Source organism: Colwellia sp. RE-S-Sl-9, assembly GCF_048296855.1.
Lineage (GTDB): Bacteria > Pseudomonadota > Gammaproteobacteria > Enterobacterales > Alteromonadaceae > Pseudocolwellia.
This window is the reverse complement of sequence record NZ_CP182631.1, coordinates 2,446,427-2,464,416: the sequence shown is the minus strand read 5'-3', so window position 1 is coordinate 2,464,416 and position 17,990 is coordinate 2,446,427. Positions and strand designations below refer to the sequence as shown.

Here is a 17,990-nt window from a genome sequence, read left to right as displayed (position 1 = left end):
ATAAGCATATTAAATGCTTAGGCCAGTTTGTTGAACGATTGGTATTACATAACTTACAACAATATTTATGCCCTAAAAAAAATATAATCAAGGACATCTATGAGCACACAAAAAGAACACTTTAGTTCCCGACTTGGATTTATATTAGCTGCAGCAGGTTCCGCAGTAGGTATTGGTAACTTGGTTGGTTTTCCTGTAAATGCAGCAAAAAACGGTGGAGGGGCGTTTTTACTCGTTTATGGACTCTTTATATTTATTATTTGTTTGCCTGTAATGATTGCTGAAATGGCCGTAGGCCGTAAAACAGGGAAGCAGCCTGTAGGAGCTTATAAAGCACTAACCAATAATGATAAATTATGGGGGGCCGCAGGTTTTATTGGTGTATTAACTCCTTTTATGATCGCCGTTTTTTACATGGTAATTACTGTGTGGTTATTTGGTTATCTTGCTCTAACTTTAACAGGTAATTTAGATTACTTAGCCAGTGAACAAGGCTTTGGTGAGTTTATCAATAGCCCATATTTATTTGGGGTTATGGCTGTTGTTGCGTTAATAATTAACTTTATTTTAGTTGCCGGTGTAAAAGACGGGATTGAAAAAGCAGCAAAGATTATGATGCCAGCTTTGTTTATCATGCTAATACTTATGGTGATATTTGTATTAACTTTAGATAATGCGATGGCAGGAGTTAAGTTTTTTATTATCCCTGATTTTACTAAAATTACACCGAGTGTAATTAACGGTGCACTATCTCAAGCTTTCTTTTCATTATCGCTTGGAATGGGGATTTTAATTACTTATGGCTCGTATATTAATCGTGATACCAATATTGCTAATTCCGCTAAATTAGTCGCCATTACCGATACTGCAGTAGCATTTACGGCAGGTTTAATGATTTTACCGGCTATCTTCTCATTTGATCCCGCAATAAATCCTGCTGATTTAAGTGATAGTTCTGTTTCATTAATTTTTACTTTTTTACCTAAAATATTTTTAGCGCTGCAAACTTCCATCGGTTACATTGGCGCAAGCATAGTGGCGGCTTCCTTCTTTTTATTAGTGTTTTTTGCTGCTATAACCTCATTAGTTTCTATTATAGAAGTTCCAGTTTCTTACCTTATTACTGAAAAAGGCCAAACACGTAAAAAAGCATTATCAACCTTATTGATGACTGCGGGAATTTTGACTGTTTTCGCTACGCTTTCTTTTGGAATGGTTTCATTTTTTACTGAATTTGTTGATTATGCAGGTAAAACTAATTCTTTCTTTGATGTGATTTACGATATTTTTTATGACACTATTTTACCGTTAAATGGATTCTTGCTTTGTATTTTTGTAAGTTACCGTTGGAAAAAGCATAACTTGTCAGAAGAGCTTGCTATAGGTAGTGAAGGATATATGGGATCGTGGGTTGAGAAATATGTTAACTTTTCGTTAGGTACCTTTATTCCTGTTATTGTTTTGGGTATTTTCTTAAATACTATTGCTCAAAAATTCTTTGGATATAATCTGTTCTAGATTTTTTAATTTAAGATATTTATCCTCAAAAATACAAAAAAGCCGTATCATACGGCTTTTTTATTGTCTGCTTTTTGATAAAACTACGTGTGGAACCCATGATTGAATATATTACAGCGACTAACTTTGATGAATGCCAACGTTTATTTCATGGTAGAGGGCACGCTTATCCTGAATTAGCACATGTTAATGTTGATTGGTTGCCTCCTGTTGTTCTTATTACTTTATATCAAGCAGTTGAACAAGAGTGGTTCGAAAAGCAAGTAAACGCATTAGAGCAATTAGTGCCGCTATGTGAATCAATTCAAGTACAGCATAGATATGAGAAATTTGCGCCAACAGAAGTATTGTGGGGAAAAGAGATATCTCATACTGTTGTTGTAGAGTCAGGCCTTAAATACAATATTGAATTTGGTAAGTCTCAAAATACCGGACTTTTTCTTGATATGAAAAATGGTCGAGATTGGGTGAGAAAGTTTGCTAAAAACAAAAATGTACTTAACTTGTTTTCATATACTTGTGCTTTTTCTGTGGCTGCTATAGCCGGTGAAGCTAAAAAAGTCGTTAATGTTGATATTAGTAAGTCTCCTCTTTCAAAAGGGCGAGATAACCATAGATTAAACTCGCAAGATACCTCGAATGTTAAGTTTGAAGGTGTTGATATATTTAAGTCTTACGGCCGACTGAAAAAGCATGGGCCTTATGAGTTACTTATCTGTGATCCACCTTCGTTTCAAAAAGGTAGTGTCGATATTGAAAGAGATTACAGTAAAATTATTAGAAGAATTCCACAGTTAATGTCACCTGAAGGCGATGTTATTTTATGTTTGAATTCGCCTAGCTTAGCCGAAGAATTTTTATTAGCTGAAGTTGCAAGAGAATGCCCTGATTGTACATTTGTTCATAAAATAGAATCACCAGAAGTTTTTAAAGAAGCGCATCAAGGTAAAGGTCTAAAAGTACTCTTATTTAAATACAGCCCAAGACTTTAATACTGTTTTAATTAGTTAACCTCAGCTCGGGATAAGTAAAGTTACTCAACAAGCTATTTTTACGTCTAACTTCGTTGAATTTATTACTAATAGCCAGCTATTAGATAGAAAAATTCGCCTTGTTATACACAAAAATATCAATGTTGAGAAGCTAATATAGCTTAGGAAAACAACGATACATATTAAGTTTTTGATAAATAATAATTTTAATTCATTCGCTAACATTCATTAACCCGAGTTGAGGTTAGTTAATAACAACTCTAACAGCGAGAGCAATTAAAAAGCAGCCTGTAACTTTATCTACAATGTGACTATTTTCTTTAAGTTTGTTGATAATATTTCCTTTAGATAATAGCAGGGTTACAAAGCAGTACCATAAGGCGTCTAGCGTCCCTACAGTAAGGGTCATGATGACTTTTTGTTGCTCGCTTGAATCGCTATTTAAAAACTGACTAAACAGTGCAATAAAAAATATAGCCAGTTTAGGGTTTAAAAAGGCAATTAAAAAACCGTCTCGCCAACCGTTTATTGTGCTGGCCGGAACCGTACTCTGTTCAAATTGTGTTAACTCTGATTTTTTACTGAGTAGAGACTTTACCCCTAAATATAATAAGAATGCCGCACCGGCGTATTGGATCAGGGTAAACAACAGAGGGGTATTTACAATAATGACCGCTACGCCAGTAGCTGTTATTGCAGCGTATAGTGCAACACCTAAGCCATGACTTATAGACGTTGCATAACCTTTAGCCACACCACCATTTACAGTGTTTTTGATAACTAAAGCTAAGCTTGGACCTGGAGATAAAGCACCTAATAAGCAAATAACGACGAAAGATAACCACAGATGTAATTCCATTATTGTACTTGCTCTCTAATACGTAAAAAACTCGCGAATTTTGGCACACCCTTTTGAGTTTTACCAATATATTTAAAGGTAATTATAGAGCCAATGGGAGGTGGGGTTTTTCTTTCTTTATCACTAAAACCAGAACCTATCTTAAAGGTAATACCGTCAAGTGTTTTAACTTGAATAGCACCTAACATGCCTTGATACTTTCCTTTGCCGGTAATGTGTTTTAACACTATAGCTTCAGCATCTTGGTAGGGTTTTAATTTCATTATATTATTTGTGCGTCCAACGGTATAAAGGGCATTTTGATAATGGAGCATAAGCCCTTCACCTTTGTGTTTAACAATATCCTCGAGTTTTTGATTGAGTTGCGTGATTGATGATAATTTAAATTGTGAAATTGCTTGAAAGTAAGGCGAGTTAACTTTTTCTACCGATGCTTTTATTTCATCAATTCTTTGCGAGAATGTCCTTTTACTTTGGGGTAAATCAAAAACCATAAAACGGATGTTTTTCCAACATGCATTAGACTTTTGTTGCTTAACACAAGAAATGGTTTGCTCAAATTTATGTCTGCCTATCCATAGTTCACCATCAATAGGATAAGTCGGCCAATTAGCGGTAAACCATTTAGGTGTATGTAATAGATTACCCTTTTTAGTTAGTAATTCTGAGCCGTTTCAATATCCTCTTATGCCATCAAGCTTTTCACTGATCCAATACTGCTTAATATCGTGTTTTAAGTTGTACTGGGTTGCGAGTTGTATTGCTGGAGGCGTTTCATAAGCAACACATAAAGAGGTGAAGAGAAGAATAAGTATTGTGAAGTATTTCATATCGAACGTCCTGTTCTTAATTAAAATGGTTAAATTATGTTGTACTGTACAATAGTTTTAAATATGATTGAAGTATAAAAAATACACAAATATAAGTGTAAAAAGGAGCTAAAATGAAAAGGATTTATTTATTAGTTGTTATCTTTATAACGTCATTTCAATCACATGCAGCCAAGAAAGAATGCGCTGAGTTATTAAAAAAATATCATAATGTTCAATCCCAACAGCGACAGGGACACTCATTAAAAAGCAGTATTAGTTTACGAAAAAAAGAAGATAAAGCTCGAGAAAAATGGTGGGATTGCGAAAACAATAAATTAAAACCGAAAAGTAAAAAGAAAAAAACAAATAAAACTAAAAGTCCTTCTAAAAAGAAAACAATAAAATTATCACAAAACCCAACTAAACCTTCTAATGATGCGCCGAGTGTTTTCTCTTCAAACCGAAATATTGTGATCAAAGGTAAGTACACAGGAGATAAGCAATTACAATGGCTTACGTTTTATAAGCGGCCTAAAAAGTGTGCTAGGCCAAAAACAACCCAAGTATTTGCTTTTTGCATGGAAGATAAAACAGCTCAGCAGAATAAGTTTGAACAACAATATAAAAATTAACTATCCAGTAGTTAATCTCACTAAATATTATTGTTTTATTTAAATGTTGAGCGTTATGTTTTTTTTAATCTATTGATTAATAAGATTTAAATTTATGGCCTTAAGTTTGCTATTACTTCATAGTGAGTAAATATTAAGGATAGCGAATAGATGCAAAAACAGATCAAGTATTGGCTTATTAATTTAATTGGTGGGAGCTTAGTACTAATAGGTGCTATTTTTATTCTGCTGCCTGGACCCGCTTTTTTATTTTTACCCATAGGTTTAGCTATTTTGAGCTTGGAGTATATATGGGCTAAAGTGTGGTTGAGGCGCTGTCAGCGGTGGATGAGAAATGGTGCGGTTAAATTCGATGCTTTAATAGCTAAGCTCTTTAAATATAAAAAACGCTAACAATGGATCTTTGTTAGCGCTTTATGTCTGGCTATTTAATATAAGCTGCTTTGGTGTTGTTAAAGTCGTTAACGATAACATCAATGGTTTCTTGGCAGTATTCACGCAATCCGCTTAACAACATGTGTTTTTTACCATGACCCACAGTAACACCATCAGATAGTAGATCAAAGGCTAAACAAGCATTGCCACGTTTACCGTCAATAGTAAGTTTTGACGTGGATTCGATTAGCTTAACAGTAGTAAAGTCAATGTTTTCTAGCTGAATAGACATACTCTCATACATCACCATAGGGCGAGCAGGATTAATCATTACGTTATTTTCAGCCATTAATTTGACTAAAATATGAGGGAAGGTATGGCCAGAAAACTCTACATAAGCTCTGATCAGAGCTTCAATCGTTTTCTCATTTTTGGTTGAGTTACCAGACGTTTTAACATGCATATATTCTTTATTGTTATCGTCTGAAATACTCGCTTCACCGTTAATATCATTTGGAAAGTTTAAATGAACACCATCTGATACCATGCCTGAAAAGGTAAAATCCATTTGTTGAAACAAACCTGATTTTGCAAGCACGAGTGAAAATAATAAGTCGCCTGGTACACAAAATCTTTTCGCGTCAATATCATGCAAAGGGTTAAAGTCATCTGCAATTTTTTTAGCAAAATTACTTGCTTGTATGCGCGTGAAGTTTATTTTGTTGTTTGAAGTGTTATAGAAATCATCAAGAAACATAGTAGGTTATTTTCACTTTTAATATATTTAATTTACGGGTGTAAAAAACGGGGGCATTCTACCACTGTAAAACTAAAAAATCGAAAACTAAAAGAGAAGTTTATTAGGGGAATGTTAATAAAATAGAGAGATTCAGCGTACACGTGTAACACTATATGTTATCTTTTTTATCCTGCATTGCAATTAAATTCTCTTTAGCTGCTTTTTTTAATTGTTTAAGTTGGTATTCTCTCTGACTTGCTGTTTTTCTATCAAGCTGTTGCTCCCAATAAACTAATTCAACAGGACGGCGTACACGTGTATATTTTGCGCCTAATTTATTTGAATGATTATGCTCATCTATTCGTCGCTGTAGATCTGTGGTTATACCAGTATAGAGACTGTTATCAGAGCATCTTACAAAATATACGTACCAATTAGAGGACATGTTAACTTTTTAGTGGGGTAACGTTTTAAGTATTATTCCTTATAAACGTTAGCGGTTTGTCTGATATTTTCATAGTATACTGTGCAACAGTCCTAGATAAACGTTTTCTTCTCTCTTTATCGTTAATAGTTTATCCATTTATCATTAATTTTAGGTTTTATTCATGTTCACATCCGAAATAGGTTCATTAAGTAAACTCACCGCACAGCTCGATTCTCAAGGAAATATTCAATATCAATTACCTATTGGTGAGCAAAGTATTCCTTTGAATGAACTTATTGGTAAACATATTACACTTGAACATGTTGGTACTATTAATTGCAGTCATTGTGGTAGAAAGACCAAAAAGAGTTATTCACAAGGTTTTTGTTATCCGTGTATGCAAAAACTAGCGCAATGCGATATGTGTATTATGAAACCAGAAACCTGTCATCATCATTTAGGCACTTGCCGTGAACCTGAATGGGGTACCAAAAACTGTTTTGTTCCTCATTATGTTTATTTAGCAAATAGTTCAGGTTTGAAAGTAGGAATTACAAGGCACACACAAATACCAACTCGGTGGATTGATCAAGGTGCAATACAGGCCTTACCTATATTTAAAGTGGCTTCTAGAATTCAATCAGGGTTAGTAGAAGTTGCACTTTCTGAGTTTGTTGCTGATAAAACTAACTGGCGGGCAATGTTAAAAGGTTCGCCTGAAAAAATAGATCTAAAAGCTAAAGCTGAAGAGTTAAAACCTAAAATAGCTCAAAAGCTGGCTGATATTGCCTTAAAATATGGTGAAGATGCCGTTGAATCATTAGAAAGTGAGGTTGTCGAACTACATTACCCCGTGCAGGAATATTTAGAAAAAATCAGCTCATTTAATTTTGATAAAACACCTGTAGTGTCGGGAGTTTTGCTAGGAATTAAAGGGCAATACCTTATTTTTGATAAAGGTGTTATAAATATGAGAAAGTTTACTTCTTATCATATTAGTATTAAGTGGAGTTAACCTTTATTCTATTAATAAGTTAGCTGTGATTTACTCACGTTTTCTACTACAATTTAGTTACTGGTTGTTTAATCTTAGTCATTTTGGAGATAGTGTGATGAATGCATTTGAATGTGCAGAAAATGCTGAAGAGGTTTTTGTTCTTTCTGATTCATTTACTCGTATTAAAGAATTAATTGATAATGACTCATCGACCATTGATGATATTGCCGAGATTATTATTTTAGATCCTACACTCTCGATAACCATTCTTAAATTAGCTAACAGTTCTTTTTTTAATTACCCCGGTAAGATCGAAACCATTTCAAAAGCTGTGTTAGTACTAGGTATAACAGAAGTATATAACTTAGTTATCGCTTACTTTACAACTGATGCGTTTAAATCTATTTCTGCAGCTCCTGAGTATTTAGATAATTTTTGGGAACAAGCGGTGGATTGTGCGTTAATCATCAAATTTTTAGGTGTAGAATTAAATGTGATTAATGCTGAGCGCTTATTCATATTAGGTTTATTACATAATATTGGTGAATTAGCTGTTCATCAAAGTATGCCAAGTAAAATTAAGGCATGTAACTCGATTACTACTTCTGAATTTCCATGGGATAAACAACAGAGCATTATTGATTTTACCTATGGGCAATGTAGTGGTGAATTACTTAAACAATGGCAATTACCTTATAGCTTAATTGAGCCTATACGTAGTCAAGATGAATATGATGTTGAACATGCCACTGTTGAAGCTAAACTGTTGTATTTATCTAAGCGTGTCATGCTATTAAATTATCAATGTAAAACTCATAAACCCTCTTCATTGATAAAAAAAGATATTTTAACTGATTTAAATGTTTCTCCAAAAATGATTGTTGCGGCTAATCATTTTTGTAATATCGAGCGATTAAGTATTTTATCGATTTTATCGCCAGGCTCTGCATTTGTTTATTAAAAGTGATAGCTGAATACTTCTTTTGATAATACTTTTAGTTCTAATAGGGATCTATACCTTGAATAGTAGAGGTATAGGTTACAATCTTCTTTATTAAACTTCCTCTAAATGTTCACTTTTTCTACTTTTTTACAATCCTTTATTTATGTGCACCAACTTATGTCAACTTGCCCTTAGTGTGTGTGTTTTTGGTGCAATAATTAAAGATGTAAATCCACAAAACCCACTATCTATATGTTTTTTATATGATTAATTCTTTGGCATGTGATTTGTATAGTACTTATTAAACAAAAATAGGGGTACATACATGAAAATAGTTAATGCAATTATAAAGCCTTTTAAGCTTGACGATGTTCGCGAAGCGATATCTGAAATAGGTGTTGAAGGTCTTACCGTAAGTGAAGTTAAAGGTTTTGGTCGTCAGAAAGGGCATACAGAACTTTATCGCGGCGCTGAATATCAAGTAGATTTCTTACCTAAAGTGAAATTAGAAGTTGCTGTAAATGACGATATAGTTGATCGCTTGGTTGAAGTGATCACTAAAGCCGCTTATACCGGTAAAATTGGCGATGGTAAAATTTTCGTTTACAACTTAGAACAAGCTGTACGTATTCGTACTGGCGAAAACGATGCTGAAGCACTTTAAGGGGTAAGTCATAATGGAACAAAATATTTTTCAACTTCAATATGCAATGGACACTTTTTACTTTTTAGTATGTGGTGCATTGGTTATGTGGATGGCAGCTGGTTTCTCTATGTTAGAAGCTGGTTTAGTAAGAGCTAAAAATACAGCTGAAATTTTAACTAAAAATATAGCCTTGTATTCTATATCTTGCATTATGTATTTAGTCATTGGTTACGACATTATGTATGGTGGTGGTGTATTTTTAAGTGGAATTGAACTAGATGGTGCTGCGAATGCTGATGCTTTAGTCTCAACTGTGTTAGCTGAATCTGCTGAAGCTGGTTTTGATGGCGGTTCAGTATACGCAAATGCGTCTGACTTTTTCTTCCAAGTAGTATTTGTTGCTACTGCAATGTCAATTGTATCTGGTGCTGTTGCTGAACGTATGAAGCTTTGGGCTTTCCTAGCATTTACTGTTGTTTTAACTGGTTTTATCTACCCTATGGAAGGTAGCTGGACTTGGAACGGTGAATCTGTATTTGGTTTATACACTTTAGGTGACTTAGGTTTCTCTGATTTTGCTGGTTCGGGTATTGTTCACATGGCGGGTGCTGCTGCTGCTTTAGCAGGTGTTCTTTTACTTGGTGCTCGTAAAGGCAAATATACTGCTGACGGTAAAGTAAACGCTATTCCAGGTGCTAACTTACCAATGGCTACATTAGGTACATTTATTTTATGGATGGGCTGGTTTGGTTTTAACGGTGGTTCTGTATTAAAACTGGGTGATATTGCAAGCGCAAACTCAGTAGCTATGGTCTTTTTAAATACTAACGCTGCTGCTGCTGCAGGTGCAATTGCTGCATTATTATTTGCTAAAATCTTATTTAAGAAAGCTGATTTAACTATGTGTTTAAACGGTGCATTAGCAGGTCTAGTTGCTATTACTGCTGAACCTTCTACACCTACACCATTACAAGCAACAATTTTCGGTGCTATCGCTGGTGTTATCGTAGTGTTATCTATTCTTGCTTTAGATAAAGTTAAGATTGATGATCCTGTAGGTGCTATCTCTGTTCACGGTGTGGTTGGTTTATTCGGTTTATTATTAGTGCCGGTAACTAACGATGGTTCTTCATTCAGTGGTCAGTTAATTGGTGCTGCTACTATCTTTATTTGGGTATTTGTAACAAGTTTCATTGTTTGGTTTGTATTGAAAATGGTTATGGGTATTCGTGTAACAGAAGAAGAAGAATATGAAGGGGTTGATAAATCTGACTGTGGTATGGAAGCATACCCAGAGTTTACACGCGGACAATAACGTGTAATTTTAATAACACTTTCCAAAGCAGCCCTAGGGCTGCTTTTTTTTATTTCACAATAATAAAAGTGATATAACTTAATCAATAGTATCGGTGGTAAGTATAACGAGGCGAATCGTTTTTTTATGGATATGTTAGAGAAAAAATACAATGCGATGTGGGAAACATCACAAGCGCATTTTGCAGATCAAGGTGTAGATATAGATCCTAATCTTTATTCAAATTACGATAATAGGAAAGGGATCACCGTTATTGCTAAGTTTTCATCAGACTTAGGTGTTGAGATTAATCAGCTTTTTGAAAAATTAAAATGTATAGAACCAAAGCAATATTATTATTCAGAAAACGAGTTGCATTTAACTGTTTTATCTTTGATTTCGTGTAACGAGAACTTCACAATAGAACAAATAAATATTAATCAATACAAGTCGCTAATATCTGAGTCTGTGGTGGGTATAAAACCATTTGAAGTTCGCTTTAAAGGAATAACTGCATCTTCATCTTGTATTATGCTTCAAGGCTTTCCGTTGGATGATTCACTATTATACTTAAGAAATAACCTGCGTAAGATATTTGCTCAATCAGGCTTGTTTAATACAATAGATGAACGTTATAAAATTGATACTGCACATAGTACAGCCATTCGTTTTCGACATAAATTAGAGCAGATGAAAGAATTTATTCAGTTATTAGAACAATTTAGAAAATTAGACTTAGGTGTTTTGCACGTAAAGGAATTACAATTAGTTTATAATGATTGGTATCATAAAGAAGACAACACAGTTATTTTGTCTACAATAAAATTATAATTAAACATATATCTATGTCAGCTGTAATGCGCAGAAACTCACAGTTTGAGGTGGTATAATAAATAATAAAACTTTGTTAAAACAAAGTAATGAAATAGGTGAATAAGATTTTATGGCTAGAGAGCAATTTGGTATTTGTGCAGAACCTAATTTGCATGGGAGTTATTTACTGTTTAATGTTTTAGATGATAAAAACGATCATTTACGTCAAGCATTATCAAGATTGCCTGCTTTACTTGATAAATACGCAGACCGGTTTTCTGAGGCTAATCTTATTGGTGTTTTTGCTATTGGTGCGGGTTATTGGGATGAGTTTTATTCTAAAGCTCGCCCTAAAGAACTGACTAATTTTCCCTTAATGGCTTGTGAAGATCGTATTGCTCCGGCAAATAATTATGATCTTTATATAGAAATTAGAAGTGACAGATTAGATGTAAATCACATTGTTAGCACTAAAGTGTGTGCTTTATTAGATGACAGTGTTGAATTAGTGGAACAAGTACGAGCTTTTCGTTTTCTTGACGGAAGAGACTTAACTGGCTTTGTTGACGGCACTGAAAACCCGAGAGGTCAACATAGAAGGGAAATTGCTCTAGTAAGCGAGGCTGACGATGAAAACTTTTCAGGTGGAAGTTATTTACACATTCAGCGTTATCGTCATAACTTAAATTTATGGAATACTTTAGAGGTTAAAGCACAAGAAGATGTTTTTTCTCGAACCAAAATAGACAATGAAGAATACAGTACAGAAAACAAGTTACCGACTTCTCATATTAAACGCACAGGTTTAAAAGATGATAATGGTAATAGTATCGAAATATTAAGACAAAGCATGCCGTACGGAGATATCAAACATCAAGGGCTATTTTTTGTATCTTATTGTCAATCGCCAAAACCTTTTGAAATGATGTTGAAAAGTATGATTTTTGGCGATGAAGATGGTCACTTTGATCACATGCTTAAATATACACAAGCTGAAACAGGGGCTGCTTTTTTTGCTCCAAGCTTAAGTTTTCTGGAAAAATTGGCTGATTAATTTTACTAAAATAAGAACTTCAGCTCAGATATGCATAACTATTTATCGTTATGCAATTTAAACATGAGTGAAGATGTTTTTTAATTATTAAGGTAAGTTCTTCGAGAATAATGTTTTTAATTTGGCAATGGTTTTTTTAATAGTAGTCACATTGGTTGGCGCTATAAATATTGTGTCATCTCCGGCAATAGTTCCTAATACGCCATCACTTTTACTTAAGCTATCTAATAAACGCGCAATTAACTGAGCAGCACCAGGACTCGTTCGTATAATAATCATTACATCATTATGTTCAATATCTAATACAAGTTGTTTTAGAGGGCTTTTAGCTGTTGGCACACCTAATTCAGCCGGTAAACAATAAACCATTTCTTGGCGTGCATTACGAGTTCTTACTGCACCAAATTTACTGAGCATTCTTGAAATTTTTGATTGACTAATATTATCAAAATCTTGGGCCTTTAGTGCATCAACAATTTCACCTTGAGAGGCAAACTGTTCTTGTTTAAGTAGTTCTTTAAAGGCTTGTATTAACGCTTCTTGTTTCAATTGTTCCGCCATGATTTATTATTCTGAAATTGAGTAAATTAAAGGTTGTTAAGTGTTATAACAACAACTTACCTGAATAAACATATTAGTATATGTGTTTTTAATAAAAACGTCATTAAACTATAAGCTATATCGTATATTTCTTAATAATAATTGTTTTTTTATGACCAATACTATATCTTTCGTGCATCAGTATTTACGTATTTACTCAAATAACGGAGACACCACATGAAAGTTGCTGTTCTAGGCGCTGCTGGCGGTATTGGCCAAGCGTTATCTTTATTATTAAAAACTCAATTACCAGCGGGTTCTGAATTATCTTTATATGATGTTGCACCAGTTGTTCCAGGTGTAGCGGTTGATCTAAGCCATATCCCAACAGCAGTTAAAGTTGAAGGTTTTGGTGCTGACGCTTTAGGTGATGCATTAACTAAAGCTGATATTGTATTAATTCCAGCAGGTATGCCACGTAAGCCAGGTATGGATCGCTCTGATTTATTTGCAGTAAACGCAGGTATTATTAAAACATTAGCTGAAGGTATAGTTGCAAACTGCCCTAAAGCATTAGTGGGTATTATTACTAACCCAGTAAATGGTACTGTGCCAATTGTTGCTGAAGTATTTAAAGCCGCAGGTACTTACGATAAAAATCGTGTATTTGGTATTACAACACTAGATGTTATTCGTAGTGAAGCGTTTGTTGCTGAACTTAAAGGCTTAAATGTTGCTGATGTTAAAGTTCCAGTAATTGGTGGCCATTCAGGTACTACTATTTTACCTCTACTTTCACAAGTTGAAGGTGCTACTTTCACTGATGAAGAAGTTGCAGCATTAACTCCTCGCATTCAAAATGCAGGCACTGAAGTTGTGAATGCTAAAGCTGGTGGTGGTTCTGCTACTTTATCTATGGGTGCTGCTGCTGCTCGTTTTTGTATGTCTTTAGTGAAAGGTATCCAAGGCGAAGACGTTGTAGATTATGCATACGTTGAAGGTAATGGCGAAGATGCACAATACTTTGCTCAACCTGTACGCTTAGGTCCTAACGGCGTTGTTGAATTATTACCTTACGGTGAATTAAGTGCATTTGAGCAAAAAGCGAAAGAAGATATGCTTGATACACTTAAGAGTGACATTAAAGAAGGTATTGATTTTATCAATGGCTAACATTATTAAAAATGTAAGTTAATTTCTTTATGAAAAACCAGTCAATGACTGGTTTTTTTTATTCTTTTTTAAATTTATTTCGCTTCTATTATTGATGTATTTAATACAAAGTTATTTTAGTGTCTTTGTTTTTTAAATTAATCCAAGTGAAATTAAAATAGTGTAAATTTCTTTTTATATTCATTTTTTACTTCTCTATTATTCGGGTTTAGGCTATCAAATTACGCATTGTATTTGTCTGTTAAGTATTGTAAATTCTCACCATGTTAACGTTAACATGGTGAGAGCCTGAATTAGATGAGTCACCTTTACGTATATTGTTCTTTATAGAGACATAATAATGATCAAAAAAGTTTTAATAATATTTTTTATAAGTACGTGTATAGCATTGACCGCTTGTTCTGTTGAACTTGGTTCTTCACCACAAGAACTAACAACTGAAAAAAAACCTAATATTCTTTGGATTATAACTGACGACCAACGACCAGACTCTATTTCGGCTTACAATCAAGCTGTTTATGGTAGTAAAAATAGTCCATTAGGTTATGTTGAATCCCCAAATGCTGACAAACTTGCAGCGGAAGGCGTGTTGTTTACTCAGGCATTTAACAATTCGCCTGCTTGTGGTCCATCACGGGGATCCATACATTCAGGAAGGTACCCATTTAGAAATGGTCATTATGCTTTTGAATTAACTCATCAAGAACCTGATTTTGTTAAGCCTACTGTGTCTCAAACAATGAGAAGTAGTGGTTATTCGACCTCTTCTTTTGGAAAGGTGGATAGCTATATATACAAATGGGGCCCTGGCCAAGGTTTTCATGATGCTAAGTTATTTGATTATAAAATTCATTTTAAGCATGACATTCAAAAAAATGGCTTTGGGGATATATATACTAAAGCTGGGTACAATGAGAAGAACGAAATTACAGGCTATACAGAAAATATTTTGTACGCTAATGGTGATAAAAGGTCGTATTATTTAAAACGCCAAGAAGGGCCATTAACAAAAGAAGATATTGCAGGGAAAAATCAATCAGATAAAGAGTTTAGCTTAATTCGTTCTTATACACGTGGCGGTAATAAAGAATTAATCTTGTCTGGTGTTAACCCTAAGCCAGCAGGTGAAACGGTTGATGGTTATATCGTTAAAGAGATGAAAAATTATTTAGAGAATCCCAATCAGATATTTAAAACTAGCTGGGGCGAAAAGGCACAAGGGGCAGATACTTCAAAGCCACAATTTATCAACTTAGGTTTTCATTTACCTCATACGCCAGTATTACCACCAAAATCATTTCGAGATCGTTTTAAAGACAAAGTTTACAATATTCCTGATTTTGATAAAAAAGCAGAGCTCGGCAAGTTACCTCCGCAGTTACTACAACTTTATAAAACGATGAAGGTTGATAGTTTTACTGATGAAGAAAAACAAAAAGCTATTCAAGATTATTATGCTTTTTGTGCTTATGGCGATTACTTAATGGGTGATGCTATTGAAACGTTCAAAAAATACAGCATTGATAATAATCAAGAATATTTAATTATTTTCACGGTAGGTGACCATGGTTGGCATCTAGGTGAGCAAGGTATTGAAGCTAAATTTGGTCCTTGGGTACAATCAGTTAACAATGCTGCAATTGTTGTTTCTTCTAATAAAAATCTTATTCCATCGCATCAGGTTAATCATGACTTAGTTGAGTTTGTAGATTTTTCTCCTACGATTTTAAATGCTGCTGGTGTTAATACCGCTGATAATCAATTCGATTATTTAGATGGCGTTAACCTTGTTGATGTAATGAATGGCAAAATTAAAAGAGACTATATTTTAGGTGAAATTAATCTTGTTTATGGTCCGCGCGCATACATGCATACAGACCGCTTCCGCTTTTCTATGCGAACCCGTCCACATAACAATAACAACCTTAGATCTGAGCAGTTAGGTAAAGATATTAAATGGGGGTTAACTGCGCCAAATGAAAAAGTGGAATTGGCTTTATATGACTTAAAATACGATCCTCTTGAAAGAAATAATGTTGCTGATAATAAAGAATATCAAGCCCTTGCTAAATGGTTTAGAAATAAATTAGGCAATATTGTATTGGGTGATGGTCGAATAGAAGCTGATTGGTCACAAGCAAATGTTTATCATTTTAGTGACTTTTCTAAAGGTGCCGATGATAAAAAGGCGGATATTCCTGCTGAAATAATACCAAACTAGTTTAAATAGTTAGTAATAAATAGGAACTAAAATGTTCAAGAGATTAACAACATGGTCATGTCTAGCTACAATTTTATTGATACAAGGGTGTCAGACCAATGCTTCTACGGATAGTCAATTAGCTAGTCCAATAAAAGCTAACTTGCCAGCGTTAAAAAAAGTAACTAAACAGCCTAATATTCTCTGGATTATTACTGATGATCAGCGTGCTGATTCAATTGCTGCTTTCAATCGTGATCAACGTGGAGAAAATGCGAGTGCATTAGGATATGTAGAATCGCCAAATATTGACAAGCTTGCGCAAGAGGGCGTTATGTTTACTCATGCCTACAATAACTCGCCAGCATGTGCGCCATCTCGTAGTTCAATGATCATGGGATTGTACCCACATCATAGCGGTCGCTTTGGTTTTGAACGAACACATGATCAGCATGATTTAATGACTAAACCTATTCCTGTGGCATTACGTGATAAAGGCTATCAAACGGCATTATTCGGCAAGCAAGGTGTTCGAATTTATGAATATAAAAATGGTAATACATGGAATAGTTTAGGTTTTTACGACACGGTAGTGGATATGAAAAATGATCTTGCTCACAATAACTTAACAGATTTTGTGAAAATTGATCACTTTGATAAAGAATGGAAACATATAGGAAAAACAGAGCGTTTTATTTTCCCTGAAGAACGTGTTGTTAATCTACCGGTTAATAAAGGTTTTGATTCATCAACATCCGCCATTGATAAAGAACTCGATATTCTACGATCTTATACTCGTTCTCAAGAAACGCTTATTATTGGTGGTGTTAGCTCTAAACCTGCTGGTGAAACATTGGACGGCTATATTTTAAAGTCGTTTCAACAATATCTAAGTAATCAAAATCAGTCTTATCAAACCGATTATAATAAAAAGTTGTCTGGGCCAAATACATCTAAACCTTTGATGGTTAACTTGGGATTTCATTTTCCTCATACACCAGTATTACCGCCAAAATCATTCCGCGATAAGTTTAAAAATAAACATTACGATGTACCTGATTTTAGCCGCGATGAATTGAAGAAATTACCTCCACAATTAAGGACCGTATTTAATCGTTTAAAAACAGATGAATTAACACCTGAAGAGAAACAACAAGCTATTGCTGATTATTATGCTTTTTGTGCATATGGAGACTATTTAATTGGACAAGCAGTTGAATCTTTTAAGGAATATAATAAGAAATTAGATCAAGAGTATTTAATCTTATTAACGGTTGGAGATCATGGATGGCAGTTAGGTGAGCAAGGTATAGAAGCGAAATTTTCACCATGGAACACTTCTAATCAAGGTATTATTATTGCGGTAGATTCAACTAAAAAGCGTTTTCCTCAAGGGCACGTATTTAATCAGTTCACTGAATACGTTGACATAGCTCCAACTTTATTAGGCGCAGCAGGGATTGATTTAGCCGCAGAAGGAAAGCATTTAGATGGCTTTGATTTAGCTCAAATTATTCGCGATAAAGAACTTAAAAGGGATTATGTTATTGGTGAACTTAATGTTTTTAATACTCCTAGAGCGTACCTTAGAGCAGAGCGATTTGCTTTTTCAATGAGAGTACGTAAAGAAAATGGTTTTCCTGGGCATGGCTATGAACCTGGTGAAAATATCAAGTGGGTATATTCTGCTTCAGCAGAACAAGTAGAAATGGCACTTTATGACTTACATTGTGATACGAACGAACAAAATAATGTCGCTTATGATAAAGCATATGAAAAAGTGGCTATAGCGCTTAGAAAAAAACTAACAGATATTATTGTTGGTGATGGTAGGGTTGAGGTTAATTGGCTCAAACCCAATAGATATTACGTAAGTGATTTCTCGATAGGTGCCCATGATAGAAAGCTTAATGGAGTAGAAAACTTATTTCCTAAAGAGTGTCATTAAAGCATGAAAATTACAGAGTCTGATGATG

The 17,990-nt window shown here is 34.3% G+C and carries 18 protein-coding genes and 1 pseudogene; 13 read left to right on the top strand and 6 right to left on the bottom strand.

Going from position 1 to position 17,990, the window contains the following annotated elements; translation table 11 throughout:
• The first annotated feature begins 99 nt into the window (after nt 1–99).
• Together ACM9HF_RS10575 and ACM9HF_RS10570 are read left to right on the top strand one after the other, a co-directional pair.
• On the top strand, nt 100–1,518 hold the full coding sequence (locus tag ACM9HF_RS10575; RefSeq protein WP_473607510.1) for a sodium-dependent transporter: 1,419 nt from the start codon (nt 100–102) through the stop codon (nt 1,516–1,518).
• A 98-nt stretch (nt 1,519–1,616) separates the two neighbouring features.
• Nucleotides 1,617–2,510, top strand: a complete 894-nt coding sequence (locus ACM9HF_RS10570; protein ID WP_473607506.1) for a class I SAM-dependent methyltransferase — start codon at nt 1,617–1,619, stop codon at nt 2,508–2,510.
• Between the two features lie 244 nt (nt 2,511–2,754).
• On the opposite strand, the gene ACM9HF_RS10565 is transcribed toward ACM9HF_RS10570, so the two are convergent.
• The 3 genes and pseudogenes from ACM9HF_RS10565 to ACM9HF_RS10555 all read right to left on the bottom strand — a co-directional run bounded on the left by ACM9HF_RS10565 (nt 2,755) and on the right by ACM9HF_RS10555 (nt 4,199).
• Nucleotides 2,755–3,369 carry a LysE family translocator gene (locus tag ACM9HF_RS10565; RefSeq protein ID WP_473607503.1) on the bottom strand — a complete coding sequence of 205 codons (615 nt, stop codon included), beginning with the start codon at nt 3,367–3,369 and terminating at the stop codon, nt 2,755–2,757.
• A pseudogene (locus ACM9HF_RS10560) lies at nt 3,369–4,031 on the bottom strand (DNA ligase); the annotation flags it as partial. The gene ACM9HF_RS10565 and the pseudogene ACM9HF_RS10560, both read right to left, overlap by 1 nt.
• A gap of 12 nt (nt 4,032–4,043) precedes the next feature.
• On the bottom strand, nt 4,044–4,199 hold the full coding sequence (locus ACM9HF_RS10555; RefSeq protein ID WP_473607499.1) for a hypothetical protein: 156 nt from the start codon (nt 4,197–4,199) through the stop codon (nt 4,044–4,046).
• 113 nt (nt 4,200–4,312) lie between these two features.
• Here ACM9HF_RS10555 and ACM9HF_RS10550 point away from each other — a divergent pair, with 113 nt between their 5' ends.
• On the top strand, nt 4,313–4,813 hold the full coding sequence (locus ACM9HF_RS10550) for a hypothetical protein (protein ID WP_473607496.1): 501 nt from the start codon (nt 4,313–4,315) through the stop codon (nt 4,811–4,813).
• A gap of 150 nt (nt 4,814–4,963) precedes the next feature.
• The gene (locus ACM9HF_RS10545) at nt 4,964–5,206 is read left to right on the top strand and encodes a PGPGW domain-containing protein (protein ID WP_473607492.1); all 243 of its coding nucleotides are present in this window, start codon (nt 4,964–4,966) and stop codon (nt 5,204–5,206) included.
• 31 nt (nt 5,207–5,237) lie between these two features.
• On the opposite strand, the gene ACM9HF_RS10540 is transcribed toward ACM9HF_RS10545, so the two are convergent.
• Together ACM9HF_RS10540 and ACM9HF_RS10535 are read right to left on the bottom strand one after the other, a co-directional pair.
• A complete protein-coding gene (locus ACM9HF_RS10540) occupies nt 5,238–5,945 on the bottom strand; it encodes a DUF3581 family protein (RefSeq protein ID WP_473607488.1) in 708 nt (235 codons plus the stop codon).
• A gap of 151 nt (nt 5,946–6,096) precedes the next feature.
• On the bottom strand, nt 6,097–6,372 hold the full coding sequence (locus ACM9HF_RS10535; protein ID WP_473607484.1) for a GIY-YIG nuclease family protein: 276 nt from the start codon (nt 6,370–6,372) through the stop codon (nt 6,097–6,099).
• Between the two features lie 163 nt (nt 6,373–6,535).
• On the opposite strand from ACM9HF_RS10535, the gene ACM9HF_RS10530 reads away from it, so the two are divergent.
• The 6 genes from ACM9HF_RS10530 to ACM9HF_RS10505 all read left to right on the top strand — a co-directional run bounded on the left by ACM9HF_RS10530 (nt 6,536) and on the right by ACM9HF_RS10505 (nt 12,101).
• A complete protein-coding gene (locus ACM9HF_RS10530; protein ID WP_473607481.1) occupies nt 6,536–7,369 on the top strand; it encodes a DUF2797 domain-containing protein in 834 nt (277 codons plus the stop codon).
• Between the two features lie 97 nt (nt 7,370–7,466).
• On the top strand, nt 7,467–8,312 hold the full coding sequence (locus ACM9HF_RS10525) for an HDOD domain-containing protein (RefSeq protein ID WP_473618287.1): 846 nt from the start codon (nt 7,467–7,469) through the stop codon (nt 8,310–8,312).
• 307 nt (nt 8,313–8,619) lie between these two features.
• Nucleotides 8,620–8,958 carry a P-II family nitrogen regulator gene (glnK, locus tag ACM9HF_RS10520; RefSeq protein ID WP_076417128.1) on the top strand — a complete coding sequence of 113 codons (339 nt, stop codon included), beginning with the start codon at nt 8,620–8,622 and terminating at the stop codon, nt 8,956–8,958.
• A gap of 13 nt (nt 8,959–8,971) precedes the next feature.
• Nucleotides 8,972–10,255, top strand: a complete 1,284-nt coding sequence (locus ACM9HF_RS10515) for an ammonium transporter (protein WP_473607474.1) — start codon at nt 8,972–8,974, stop codon at nt 10,253–10,255.
• A gap of 126 nt (nt 10,256–10,381) precedes the next feature.
• Nucleotides 10,382–11,065 carry a 2'-5' RNA ligase family protein gene (locus ACM9HF_RS10510; protein WP_473607470.1) on the top strand — a complete coding sequence of 228 codons (684 nt, stop codon included), beginning with the start codon at nt 10,382–10,384 and terminating at the stop codon, nt 11,063–11,065.
• A gap of 112 nt (nt 11,066–11,177) precedes the next feature.
• Entirely contained in the window at nt 11,178–12,101 is a 924-nt protein-coding gene (locus ACM9HF_RS10505; RefSeq protein ID WP_473607467.1) for a Dyp-type peroxidase, read from the top strand.
• Nucleotides 12,102–12,188: 87 nt separating this feature from the next.
• Here the strand turns inward: ACM9HF_RS10505 and argR are convergent, their stop codons facing one another.
• Nucleotides 12,189–12,662, bottom strand: a complete 474-nt coding sequence (gene argR, locus ACM9HF_RS10500; protein WP_473607463.1) for a transcriptional regulator ArgR — start codon at nt 12,660–12,662, stop codon at nt 12,189–12,191.
• A 216-nt stretch (nt 12,663–12,878) separates the two neighbouring features.
• Here argR and mdh point away from each other — a divergent pair, with 216 nt between their 5' ends.
• From mdh to ACM9HF_RS10485, 3 genes are all read left to right on the top strand, one after another.
• Entirely contained in the window at nt 12,879–13,814 is a 936-nt protein-coding gene (gene mdh, locus ACM9HF_RS10495; protein WP_473607460.1) for a malate dehydrogenase, read from the top strand.
• Between the two features lie 340 nt (nt 13,815–14,154).
• The gene (locus ACM9HF_RS10490; protein ID WP_473607457.1) at nt 14,155–16,035 is read left to right on the top strand and encodes a sulfatase-like hydrolase/transferase; all 1,881 of its coding nucleotides are present in this window, start codon (nt 14,155–14,157) and stop codon (nt 16,033–16,035) included.
• A 31-nt stretch (nt 16,036–16,066) separates the two neighbouring features.
• Nucleotides 16,067–17,962, top strand: coding sequence for a sulfatase-like hydrolase/transferase (locus ACM9HF_RS10485; protein ID WP_473607453.1), 1,896 nt, complete (start codon nt 16,067–16,069; stop codon nt 17,960–17,962).
• The last annotated feature ends 28 nt before the right edge of the window (nt 17,963–17,990 follow it).